The organism is Moorena sp. SIO4A1 (assembly GCF_010672065.1).
Taxonomy (GTDB): Bacteria; Cyanobacteriota; Cyanobacteriia; order Cyanobacteriales; family Coleofasciculaceae; genus Moorena.
This window is the reverse complement of record NZ_JAAHHX010000011.1, coordinates 205692-216764: the sequence shown is the minus strand read 5'-3', so window position 1 is coordinate 216764 and position 11073 is coordinate 205692. Positions and strand designations below refer to the sequence as shown.

Annotated in this window: 16 protein-coding genes; 8 read left to right on the top strand and 8 right to left on the bottom strand. The window is 44.7% G+C overall.

Annotation, left to right across the window (positions count from 1 at the left end; all coding sequences use genetic code 11):
* The first annotated feature begins 744 nt into the window (after positions 1 to 744).
* The 3 genes from ndhL to trpA are packed head-to-tail and all read left to right on the top strand — an operon-like array spanning position 745 to position 2219.
* The gene (gene ndhL, locus F6K53_RS11860; protein WP_267876526.1) at positions 745 to 1011 is read left to right on the top strand and encodes an NAD(P)H-quinone oxidoreductase subunit L; all 267 of its coding nucleotides are present in this window, start codon (positions 745 to 747) and stop codon (positions 1009 to 1011) included.
* Positions 1012 to 1041: 30 nt separating this feature from the next.
* Positions 1042 to 1407 (top strand): DUF3007 family protein, encoded by a 366-nt coding sequence (locus F6K53_RS11855; RefSeq protein WP_293036103.1) that lies wholly within the window; start codon positions 1042 to 1044, stop codon positions 1405 to 1407.
* Positions 1408 to 1421: 14 nt separating this feature from the next.
* Positions 1422 to 2219 (top strand): tryptophan synthase subunit alpha, encoded by a 798-nt coding sequence (gene trpA / locus F6K53_RS11850; RefSeq protein ID WP_293036107.1) that lies wholly within the window; start codon positions 1422 to 1424, stop codon positions 2217 to 2219.
* A gap of 191 nt (positions 2220 to 2410) precedes the next feature.
* On the opposite strand, the gene F6K53_RS11845 is transcribed toward trpA, so the two are convergent.
* From F6K53_RS11845 to F6K53_RS11835, 3 genes are all read right to left on the bottom strand, one after another.
* Complete coding sequence (locus F6K53_RS11845) at positions 2411 to 3409, bottom strand: haloacid dehalogenase-like hydrolase (RefSeq protein ID WP_293036111.1); 999 nt, start codon at positions 3407 to 3409, stop codon at positions 2411 to 2413.
* A 406-nt stretch (positions 3410 to 3815) separates the two neighbouring features.
* Positions 3816 to 4439, bottom strand: a complete 624-nt coding sequence (locus F6K53_RS11840; protein ID WP_293017498.1) for an SUMF1/EgtB/PvdO family nonheme iron enzyme — start codon at positions 4437 to 4439, stop codon at positions 3816 to 3818.
* A 32-nt stretch (positions 4440 to 4471) separates the two neighbouring features.
* Entirely contained in the window at positions 4472 to 4672 is a 201-nt protein-coding gene (locus F6K53_RS11835) for an SUMF1/EgtB/PvdO family nonheme iron enzyme (protein WP_269086982.1), read from the bottom strand.
* Position 4673: 1 nt separating this feature from the next.
* On the opposite strand from F6K53_RS11835, the gene F6K53_RS11830 reads away from it, so the two are divergent.
* The gene (locus F6K53_RS11830) at positions 4674 to 4925 is read left to right on the top strand and encodes a hypothetical protein (RefSeq protein WP_293036117.1); all 252 of its coding nucleotides are present in this window, start codon (positions 4674 to 4676) and stop codon (positions 4923 to 4925) included.
* A gap of 29 nt (positions 4926 to 4954) precedes the next feature.
* Here F6K53_RS11830 and F6K53_RS11825 read toward each other — a convergent pair whose 3' ends face one another.
* From F6K53_RS11825 to F6K53_RS11810, 5 genes are all read right to left on the bottom strand, one after another.
* Entirely contained in the window at positions 4955 to 5296 is a 342-nt protein-coding gene (locus F6K53_RS11825) for a XisI protein (protein WP_293036120.1), read from the bottom strand.
* Positions 5284 to 5442 carry an element excision factor XisH family protein gene (locus tag F6K53_RS45830; protein ID WP_366511346.1) on the bottom strand — a complete coding sequence of 53 codons (159 nt, stop codon included), beginning with the start codon at positions 5440 to 5442 and terminating at the stop codon, positions 5284 to 5286. The genes F6K53_RS11825 and F6K53_RS45830 overlap by 13 nt, the downstream gene beginning before the upstream one ends.
* Positions 5426 to 5725, bottom strand: coding sequence for an element excision factor XisH family protein (locus F6K53_RS45825; protein WP_364302047.1), 300 nt, complete (start codon positions 5723 to 5725; stop codon positions 5426 to 5428). The genes F6K53_RS45830 and F6K53_RS45825 overlap by 17 nt, the downstream gene beginning before the upstream one ends.
* Positions 5726 to 5962: 237 nt before the next feature.
* A complete protein-coding gene (locus F6K53_RS11815) occupies positions 5963 to 8095 on the bottom strand; it encodes a bifunctional metallophosphatase/5'-nucleotidase (RefSeq protein ID WP_293066817.1) in 2133 nt (710 codons plus the stop codon).
* A 118-nt stretch (positions 8096 to 8213) separates the two neighbouring features.
* Entirely contained in the window at positions 8214 to 8501 is a 288-nt protein-coding gene (locus tag F6K53_RS11810) for a hypothetical protein (RefSeq protein WP_293066820.1), read from the bottom strand.
* A 353-nt stretch (positions 8502 to 8854) separates the two neighbouring features.
* On the opposite strand from F6K53_RS11810, the gene F6K53_RS11805 reads away from it, so the two are divergent.
* The 4 genes from F6K53_RS11805 (at position 8855) to F6K53_RS11790 (ending at position 10984) form a co-directional block, all read left to right on the top strand.
* Positions 8855 to 8983, top strand: coding sequence for a hypothetical protein (locus F6K53_RS11805; RefSeq protein WP_293017504.1), 129 nt, complete (start codon positions 8855 to 8857; stop codon positions 8981 to 8983).
* Positions 8984 to 9085: 102 nt separating this feature from the next.
* Complete coding sequence (locus tag F6K53_RS11800) at positions 9086 to 10099, top strand: hypothetical protein (protein WP_293066823.1); 1014 nt, start codon at positions 9086 to 9088, stop codon at positions 10097 to 10099.
* A 35-nt stretch (positions 10100 to 10134) separates the two neighbouring features.
* Positions 10135 to 10284 carry a hypothetical protein gene (locus tag F6K53_RS11795; RefSeq protein WP_293017506.1) on the top strand — a complete coding sequence of 50 codons (150 nt, stop codon included), beginning with the start codon at positions 10135 to 10137 and terminating at the stop codon, positions 10282 to 10284.
* A gap of 244 nt (positions 10285 to 10528) precedes the next feature.
* A complete protein-coding gene (locus F6K53_RS11790) occupies positions 10529 to 10984 on the top strand; it encodes a DUF3531 family protein (protein ID WP_293017508.1) in 456 nt (151 codons plus the stop codon).
* Positions 10985 to 11073: the final 89 nt, after the last annotated feature.

The following is an 11073-nucleotide window of genomic DNA, read 5'->3' as shown; positions in this document are numbered from 1 at the left end:
CGAGACCAATTGATTTGACTATGAATGTGGGCAAAGCACAGGGCAATGAAGGGCTCAAAGTACCATTCCAGGGTGTCTTTCCAGGGGGAATCATAGTCCGCTGCTGGGTTAATCATTAATTTCCTCTTGTTCGGCTGATTAATCTAATTAATCACCAAACCCTGTTTCCCTGCTCTGAAAATATCTCTGTCGTACGTAAATATGGGGGCGGTGGGACTTGAACCCACACGACCGTTTAAGGTCAACGGATTTTCATTCTCCCGTAGCTTTCGCTACTGCCATAGCTGGCTCTTGAGAATTGGACTCTCTCTTTACCCTCGGCTTTACGTTAGGGTAGCTCCCGTCGAGTCTCTGCACCTTCCGAGAGGTTTTCCCGGCTTGGCTCAGGATTGCCTTATCTTTGACCAGACTTAGGTTTCCCTGAGTTTGAGAGCATTCACATGACAGATTTCTCCATCAGTGCTCAATTTCCTTAAGTCCGTAGCGTCTACCATTCCGCCACGCCCCCTGGTTGATATCACATAGCGGTGGGTTTGCGTTTACCCATCAACCACTGTGATTTCACTGTTTTCTATTTAACCATGAACTGGGGCTACTATGCAAGTATAGTATTGAAATTTTTGAAATTTTTAGGATGGGGCAAAGTCTGCCTCTGGGGGAACACAGGGCAGCATGTTCGACCTAAGGTAGTATAGTAGGGTTGAGCGATTGACCTTGGCCTTTGGGCCACGCTAAGCGAAGCAAATGGTCACGCTACGCGAACGCATTTTTGTCTTCTGTGTCCTAAACCAAAATTCTATGATTACTGCGATACTATACCTGTCTCTGGCAGGAGCCTACTTATTGGTATTCCCTCTCGCCATCTATCTCTACCTACAGAAACGGTGGTACGTTGCTAGCTCCTTTGAGCGAGGCTTCATGTACTTCATGGTCTTCTTATTCTTTCCAGGTTTATTACTCTTCAGTCCAATCTTAAACCTCCGCCCCAAGCGGCGTCAGCCACAAGGGTAAGTCAGTCACTTAAGCGATCATTAGTAATTCATGCGACGAATTGACGCGATTGGAATTGCCCTTGGTATCTTTGCTACTGGCGGCATAGCCTACTTGATCTTTCAGCTTGCTGGGTACGATCACATCCAAGCCGGGATTTGGAGTCAAGTCCTCTTGGTTGGGGGGTTAGTTGGGTGGGTGCTAACCTACCTGTTTCGAGCCCTGACCCAAACCATGACCTATAACCAGCAGGTGAAAGACTATAAAGATGCTGTCCTGCAAAAGCGACTCGAAGAAATGACACCAGAAGAACTTGCCCAACTCCAAGCAGAGGTGGAACAGGAAAAGCGTTTGACCAAGGCACAGGACGATTCCTCCATATCCCCCCTTAAGCAGGAGGGGCAGGGGCAAAACTAGATGACGAATGACCAATGACAAACATTTCCGATTGCTTCGGATCCCTGAGATCTAACTCCCAGTGTGCTCTGATTCCTTTTATTACCGCTGGGGATCCCGATTTAGAAACCACAGCCAAAGCCTTGCGGGTACTCGACCAATCCGGTGCTGACATCATTGAATTGGGAGTACCCTATTCCGACCCCTTGGCCGATGGTCCAACTATCCATGCTGCTGCGACTAGAGCATTACAAAAAGGTGTGCAGTTGGATGATGTTCTGGCAATGGTAAAGGAAGTTAGCCCAGAGTTACAAGCGCCAATTGTCCTATTTACCTACTACAATCCCATTCTCAACCGAGGGATTAATTCCTTTTTAGAGCAGATTGCTGAAGTGGGGGCGAAAGGCTTAGTGGTGCCTGACTTACCCCTGGAAGAAGCTCAAATATTGCTCAAACCTGCAGCAGAGCTTGGGATTGAAGTGATATTGTTAGTGGCACCAACTTCACCAACAGAACGGATTGAAGCGATCGCTAAACAGTCTCAGGGCTTTATTTACCTAGTCAGTGTTACCGGTGTCACCGGGATGAGAACTCAGCTGCAATCACGGGTACAAGACTTACTCAATCAGATGCGTGGTCTAACCGATAAGCCAATCGGGGTTGGCTTTGGTATCTCCCAGCCAGAACAAGCTAAGCAGGTCAAAGATTGGGGTGCAGATGCAGTGATTGTGGGTAGTGCTATAGTAAAACGTTTGGCAGATGGGACGCCATCAGAAGGCTTGTCAGCCATTGGGGACTTTTGCCAAAGCCTGAAATTAGCAATTACGGAGTGAAGCCATGGATCCTAGGGCTTGGCATTTACTGTCACGGTCTAGGATACGGATCAGAAACTACTGAGCAGATTAATCGTTCGTATTTAGCTTCTGTTTCATATCCAGATAGGTTCTCGGATTGAAATTCTTTCTGGGATTTATAGCAATCCGTGTAGGAATTGAGAGAATTTTGATGCCATATTCCCTACTCCCTACTTCCTACTCCCTGTTCCCTGTTCCCTGTTCCCTGTTCCCTTTGCTATATCAATTTCGTTTCCAAACACTGTTACGAAATCCTCTTTCATACTGATAACTGTCCAACCACGAGCGTCGGCCTCCCGAAGAGCATTCTCCGCACCTGTATCGTAGACATATTCCCGGGGATCATCGTGGTGAACCAGCATCATCAAAGCTGGACCGTCTTGCTCGTCAGTGTACTGAAGCATTTCTAAATCACCATCGGAATTACCAACTGTGATAATTGGTTTTTTACCAATGTAGCGCTCAATCCCCACTACTTTACCTCCTTTAGTATTAATGGGTTGCACCAGTTCTGGCTTCCGAACCAAGACATGGGATCCATCGTCTTTGGTGATAAACTCGGTTTGGATGCTACTACCAATGATGTTTTCAGGGGGAATACCGTAGGCATCTTCGGCATAGGAGCGAATGAAATCAATCCCCCCCCCAGAGCAAATATAGACCTTGAAATCATTACTCCTGAGATAGTTGACCAGTTCAACCATGGGCTGGTAAGTCACCTTTATGTATGGAACTCCAAAGTCTGGATGCTTTGAGTTATCCAAAAATTCCCTAGCCTTCTGTTGATAGTCTTCTGTTGTCATTCCCTGGAGTTGAAGATCGTCTAGGATTACATCCTTTTGACTTAAAGAAGCAAGTTCTTTGAAATCTGGCAATGGATTACCTAGCTGTTCTAGGATAAATAACCGCTGAATAGTTGTGGGTTTTTCAGTCCACAGGGTTCCATCATTATCAAACGTGGCGATGCGATCGCTAGGACGAACGTAGTTATCACTGTTGGGATTGGTAACCTCTTGTACAAAGTTAACAATCGTTTGCTTAGCCGCACCCTGATTCCAAGACAGTAAGGGGTCATAGTCCGCAGCAGCAGGGGCACATCGGACAAAGCCTCCTAGGTAAAACACTGATAAGAGAATCGACAGGAAAACTAAAAACGTTCTTTTTTTCATGACCTAAGATTTATCGGGTGTAATTGCTGATCCGCTTCAAGGCAAACAAGGCTATTTTTACCGACTAAACCAATCTTGTCAATATAATCTTTTCCCATTAGTTAACCCTGTTCCAAGACACAAAAATGTTTCCTAGAACAGGGTTATAGCAGTCGAATTATAGATTAGGAGGTTAGCGGAACAGCCATGTCTACTCCCTCTCGTAAATCTTCAATCGTACCACGTGACTTTCTCCGTTGGTTTTTAATCGGAAACCAATAATGTTCTATCTCATTTCAATCAGGAGAGTAACCAAGCAAATAATCAATTCTATAGCAATTGTCTTTCCCATGAGGTACAAAGGGATACCCCTAAATCCCCCTTAAAAAGGGGGACTTTGAATAAATGCTATATAATTTTTTCAGATTTAGGAAAAATTATCAGGCTTAACTAACCTAAATCCAATGTGAGTCGTTCCTGTATCCGGTGATTGAGACTCCCGAGCAGCAGGACGATAGCGACTACAATAATTAGGAGCACACAGGTAAGACCCGCCTTTAATTACATGTTTAGCAACACCCGGTTCTCTCGGGTCGAAGCTTTCTTTTTGATTAGGTCCTGTAGGATTAAGGCTGTGGGCTTTGCCATTGTGACCGATGCTATACCAATCTGAAGTCCACTCCCAGACATTACCAGTTATGTCATACAAACCATAACCATTTGGTTCAAAAGAACCTACAGGTGCAGTGCCGGTGTGACCATCAGCTTTGGTGTTGAAAAAGGGGAAGAATCCTTGCCAGGTATTCGCCTTCTGGGCCGAGTATTGCTCACCCCAGCTGTAGGTGGCATCATCCATTCCACCGTGAGCAGCATATTCCCATTGGGCTTCTGTGGGTACTGACTTCCCTGCCCACTTAGCATAGGCTTGAACGTCTTCATAGGCAACATGGACGACGGGATAGTTCTTTTTACCCTTAATGTCGCTCTTTGGACCAAAGGGATGTCGCCAGTCAGCCCCAGGAGTCCACTTCCACCAGCTCAGGTAACCCACTGGTCTAACCCCATTGTCCGGCATCTGAAAGACTAGGAAGGTGCCCGTTGCTCCTCTGTTAAGTCCGGAAACTGTTCGGAGGAGAGGGGACGCTCTGCTACTGTAATATAACCAGTTTCCTTGACAAATTTGGCAAATTCGGCATTAGTGACTTCGTATTTATCGATGCAGAAGCTCTCAACGGTAACATCTTCGGCAGAGCGCTCGGAAGGATAGTAAACGTCGGAACCCATCTTGAAAGTACCGCCAGGGATTAAGGTCATACCTTCAGGGCAGCTATTTACCGTGGGAGATGCCTTGACTTGTGTGGCAGTGCCAAGGACTAGGCATACTGTCAGGAAACTGAGGAAAAGTTTGAATAGAAGTGATTTTAACCAAGGAGTGTTCATTGTTGAGTCAGAAAAGCTATTAGTACGTAGGCATTTAGCGGTCAGCGATCCGTTCAGCTATCAGGCGTTGCCCAAAGACCAATGGCACCTCAAGTAGCGTGCCCATAGCCCATAAGCTGAATATCACTAAGCCACTCCATAGCCTGTGTAAGGACGTTTATAACTGGGATGTAAACCGAGAATAATATCGTCTTTTGGTATACCCATTTCCACCAAATCTTGTGCCAAATCAGCTTCTGTCATATTTCGCTGAATCCAAATTCTACCATCTTTGATATCTAAATGGATGAAACAGTTATAAACTCGTTTGAGTCCATCCCAGCCGATATCTAGAAGTTGATAATGGTCATGTTCTGTGTCAAAAATAAGTTGACCTTCAATCTCTGAATCTGAATTAGTCGCTTCTAACCTGGCATGATTAGTTAATAATTGGCGAATTATTAATCGGTACTTTTCTAATTTTTCCATTGAATTATTACCTCCTCAACAGGATTGTATATGAGTAATTTTACTTGATCAACCTTAACGGCTTCTTGGGGCAATTTTTCTTGGAATAATGATTCAAATGTATCAACAGGAACTCCCAGATAAAGTATTCTATCTGATTCGCTCATTTGTAATGCTAGGCGATAGTTTAAAAATTGAAAAGCGTGCAGCATGAAAATCGGTAATTGCCGAAGTATTGAGGAAACTTTTTATTTCAACTGCTATTTTTCGTTCTGCTTTTTGAGCTGCTATAACTTTATCTGCTGCTAAATCTATTTCAAGCTTAACTCCCTCAATCTTAATTTTTAGGGGATCTGCTGTGATAATCCAATCGTCTTTTTGGAGTGCTTCTTTTACAGCATCATGGAATAGGTCTTTGGCAGCCATTACTTTTTCTACAACTTCTAGCACTATTATCCTTCAATAGTGAGCGGGATGCTTACCGCAACAAAGGGGAACCATTATAATGAGTAGTGGACTAACACAGCTAAAGTAGTAGAATATATTTTTGGTAAAAACCTTAATTGACAAGGGATTTAGGGATTTTACTAAAGCACCATTTTAGCTGTGTCAGTCCAGTGGGTTTCATTTTCGGGCGGGCAGGATGCCCACCCCAATCATTTCATCCCTTGATTTAGCAATGCTTGGTTATTCGGGAATTACTGTATCTTCCCGGAAAGCCAGATTTTGAATTCGCTCGTCCAATGCCGGGTCAGTATCAGGCTGATTAAAGGCATTAGCTGCGGTGGGGAAGAATTCATGGAGGTATTCGGCTAGGGCATCCTGCTCGGAACCAAAGGAGGCAAAATTGGCAAAACCCTGGAAAGGTTCAGGGATCGCACCATCTCGGATGCCGTTTTTGTTGAGGTCTTCGTCAGGATCTAAAACCCCATCGCCATTGCTATCCGGCTCACCCCAGAAATCGACCCGATTGAACAAAGCTGGATTGGCACTCAAGAAGGTGGATAAGGGAGCGCCATCAGCCACGTAGCTAATGGTAACACCACGAAACGTGCGGCTGGGATCCCCCACTAATTCACCATTCTGAGCCACTACATCGATAACTTGGTCTTGATCGTCCAGGACAACCAAAGACAGAACCCGATCATTGGCAGGACGAGTGCTATCAAAGCTAAATTTAAGCCGACCGACTTGGGGAAACTGGCCGGGAGTCACACCTGGAGCTGTTGCTGCTACCGCATCCTCGATGGTTTGCAACAATTGATCTGCCGTGACGGTAAACAGGGTAAGTCCATTGTTAAAACGGAGGGAGTTTGTAATGTCGAGTTGGGAAACTTCCCCTTCTTCCTTGCCCACCGCAGGATTGGCTGCTGGGGGCAACAGTTCAAAGTCATTGGGGTCGATGCCACCGTTAGCAGCGCTAATTACCCCGATGTTGGAACGGATGCCACCTCCATTTTTGAAGGAAAACACGGTTGTATCATCGACAGTCTTGGCATAGGTCAGGTTAGCATCAGCGGTTAGGTTACCCAGGTTGGTTTCTTCGGTACGGACAAAAGCGCGATCGCCCCGCAGGAAAACTTTGGTATTGCCAAAAATATTGCTATCCTGAGTACTGATCACTTCATCCAGGGTATTGGTAATTTCTACAACCTCTGGATCTGGGGTCCCTCCTACCGCTGCAACTCCTTGATCATCTGTGGCGTAGGCTCCACTAATGTTGGGGTCAATACTGCTGGCAATCAGGATACCGTTTGCATCAAAGTCCACCACCAGACGACCCACATACTTATAGGTGGCATCTGTGTTCACAACAGCGATCGCGTTTCCATCTCCATTGGTTTTGATAATAGGATAGGAACCGCCACTGGTATCTCCGAGCCGAAGATGATCGGTGGCATCAGACAGCAAGGTGTGAGACCCTCCCGCCACAATTATATCTACATCCCGCAAACGAGGGGCTAACTCATCCCGCTCAATGGTCAACTGTTGCATGTGAGCCAGGAGAATAATCTTGTTGATGCCTGTAGCGGTCAGTTCATCCACCGCAGTTTGGATTTTAGCAGCCAGGGCGTCATAGTCTGTGGGATTTTCCGGGAACACCGTCACTCCATCAGAGGAAGAGATGGTAGGCAGAAGGGGTGTGCTTGCTCCGACAATACCAATTGGCTCACCATTGACGGTAATCACTGCAGTCCCCGCAACCTGTCCTGCCGGAATGGTGCTGACTTCTTGACCGTTTGCACTGATCAGGCTTGATAGGTTAGGGTCTGTGCTGAAATCCAGGTTGGAACTGAGATAGGGAAACAGCGCCCCACGGTAATCTCCATCTGGTTGAATGATATCCCGCACTTCCTTGCTGCCGAGATCGAAATCATGATTCCCAAAGGTGGAAGCTTGGATACCGAGTTGATTGTGGATTTCGATATTGGCGTGACCAATACTAGCCTCTCCCACAGGGGTCTCGTTCAACCTAGGATCGCTGCCCGCAAACAGGAACGGACTGGGAATGTAGTTATCTCCAGAAGAGAGGACAAGGGTATTGGGGTAGTCGTCCTTCAGGGCATTCAGGACGGCGGAAAACCGAGGAGCATCTTCCAATGCGGCCAGTCCAGCCTCAAAATCTGAAGCATGGAGCAGTTGTAGAGTAAAAGGCTCTGTATCTGAGTCAACAACCTCTGGCTCCGGGTTACTGGTGCCTGTAGAGCCTATATCGGGGATGGGTCGATTCTGTTGTGCTATCACCAGGTAGGCAACGATGGCCAAAACTAGGGCGATCGCAACTGCTACCCCTATTTTCCAAATACGGTTCCAATTCATTAAATATACCTGATCTGTGCCTTGTTTACCATATCAAGTTATTACCCTTTTTTGTACGATAGGATGCCGAAGTAATAGCAAACTTCGACATCCTATCTCTAATGGCTAGCTGTTTAATTCAACTGGCGGCCCAAACCAACGAAAAAGTTAAATATCCCTGCTGTTTCGGACCTATTGCTTGAACCGATTGATTGGCGCTAATACGTGTGAAATACAAATCACCAATCTGGGTAGCCAAAAACTCACTCTGGAACGAACCACAAGAAAGCTGCATTATTTCCATTTGGCTATAAGTCAAAAACTCAGTCACCTGTTCCACATCCGTAAAACGACAGGAAATAATCTTGGAACGTCCTGCGGTAGATTCGTTCAAATCTTGACCAGAATTTGCTGCTTTAAAACTCATGAGTTGCTCAGATAAAATACATTATATTTCGTGGTAGTTGTCAGTAATGATGTAGTTCGCCCTTAGGATTTTAGGGAGTAGGGAGTAGGGAGTAGGGAGTAGGGAGTAATAAAATTAAATCTACCTCATAAGTATGATCAATTATATCAAGCTTTTGCTAATATATATAGCAATTCTCATAGTTATGAGGAAAAAATTTCTGGATTTTAGGGAACAGGGAACAGCTGATCTGGGAACAGGGAAGAGAGAATAGGGAATAGGGAATAGGGATGTCCTGCATCAACACAGGGAATCAACGTCAAAGAAGACTGTACCTCATAACTGCGAGAAACGCTATAATTTAAAATTATCTCATGAAAGCAAATGCTGATTTATCATACAGCCGTTTTCCTATTAATGAAGTACACACCGATTTTTTGTCTTTTCCCTGTTCCCTGTTCCCTATTCCCTATTCCCTATTCCCTATTCCCTATTCCCTTTGACCATTAATTATAGTTTCACCTCTCAACTAAAAATGCTATAGCTGACGGCTGACAGCTGACGGCTGAATGCTTACTAACACCCTACATTAAAATTCCTTAATTATGAAACCCCAAACTGAGCAAATTGTTACTACCCTTGAAGAACTAACCAAAGATGAATACTACAGCCTAGTTGGTGACGCTCCTTATATAATTATCCCTTGGGAAGTAGAAGATAAAGGTCCCTTTTCAGTGGAACGCTTTCTAGTGGATAACACCGGTCTTATGCCCTTTGCTCCTGAAGAGTTTCTCAGTCAGATTCGCGCAACCCAATCTCAAGCTGTGAGCGACCATTACCAAAATCTGATCGCACTGCTGCAAGCTAACTTGTCAGAGTTAACTATCTATGGCTATCGCCTTCCTACACTACCAGAAGAATTGGAAGAGGGATTTCCCCTTCAACAAAGTGTCTTTGGCTCCTTAGGAATTCCCATGCTAATTGGTTCATCAACAGCAGGAGAGTGGATTGGATTAGGTATCAAACAAAGTTGGCGGTGCAACTCATCACCACAATTTATGATTCCGGATCTAGAATCTCTCCAAGACAATACCGCTGCACTGGTTGAGCAAATCCAATCTATCACCAATCAAATTACTCATCAAGCCCAAGCAGAGGAAGAATTAACTTTGGGAGGTTTCGAGGTAGTGATCACCACTAGTCGCAACGAAGTCATGCAAAAATTATTGGATACTACGGGATTTTTAGAGATTAGCGAAATCAATGAATTTATTAGAGTTCGAGATGATTACGGCACGGAGATAGAAGAGTATCAGGAAACAATAGCACAGCTAGAACAAGAACTAGTAAAGTTAGAGGAAGAAGGAGACTTATCAACGGAACAATACCAAGAGGTTCAAGAAGAATTGTCAGAAGAAAGAGCAGGATTAGAGGAAATCCAAACAGAATGCAAGTTCGAGTTAGACTTGAGAAACTTGTTTGCCACTCAACTGCTTAATTCCAAAACTTACCATCTTAACTTCAATCTGTCTGGAGAATGGTGTACAGTTCACTATGCCTTAGGGGAAACTCACGATCACGATTGGGTAGTAGTAGCAACAATTAGTTATACTCTTTGAGGGAATCACAGGAGTGGGCGCGGGGAGATGGGGAGATGGGGAGATGGGGAGATGGGGAGATGGGGAGATGGGGAGATGGGGAGATGGGGAGATGGGGAGATGGGGAGTCAGATAAGCAACTGGAACTCCAAGAGCGCGCTCCATCGCTACTCCCTGCTCCCTGCTCCCTCTCTCACTATTGGTGATTTTTCATAACTATATTTTTCACAACTAGTTGAAAATTGTGATAAGATAGTTTTTGGATAAAATTCAGGATTAATCAAAAGTTTACTCTCGGATAGTAGGGATTTATGGTAATAACTAAAACTTAGTTATTGTTAAAATATTTGCTTTTAACCGATTCCCGATTCCCGATTCCCGATTCCCGATTCCCGATTCCCGATTCCCGATTCCCGATTCCCGATTCCCTATTCCCTATTCCCTAACGATATGCAAATTATATTTCGTGAGTTTAACCCATTTGATTTGTGGATTTGGATAGAATTTAGCACTGTTCCCTCCTATCGGGAAAAGGAATACGTGGAAGAACTGTTCAATTCCTGGTTTTTATTAGGTAAATTGGGAGGATTTGATGCAGAAAACCTGCCGGTGCAAGAAGTTGGCCTAGAAATCAGCTACATGGAATATGATGATAGAGTAGCGGAAAAGAGTTTAATGGCCTTGATGCATAATCAGGGCGAGTTTGAGTATGAAGGCACATGGGGGCGCTGCTGGTTTGATTTAGGAACTAGTGATGCGATCGCTCTTGATATTTTAATTAATTCTCTCCGGCAACTTGCCAAAGAATATGTGGAGATTGAAAAATTAATTATTGGTGGTGAAAACGACGATTGGCCAGTGTACGATCGGAGCAAATCAATGTTTTACGAATCTAATTCCAACTAATTCCTACTAATCACTTAGCAAATCGTCCCTGGATTTTTGGGTCAGGGTAATGGGTAATCGTCAAGTACCCATTACCCATTACCCATTAC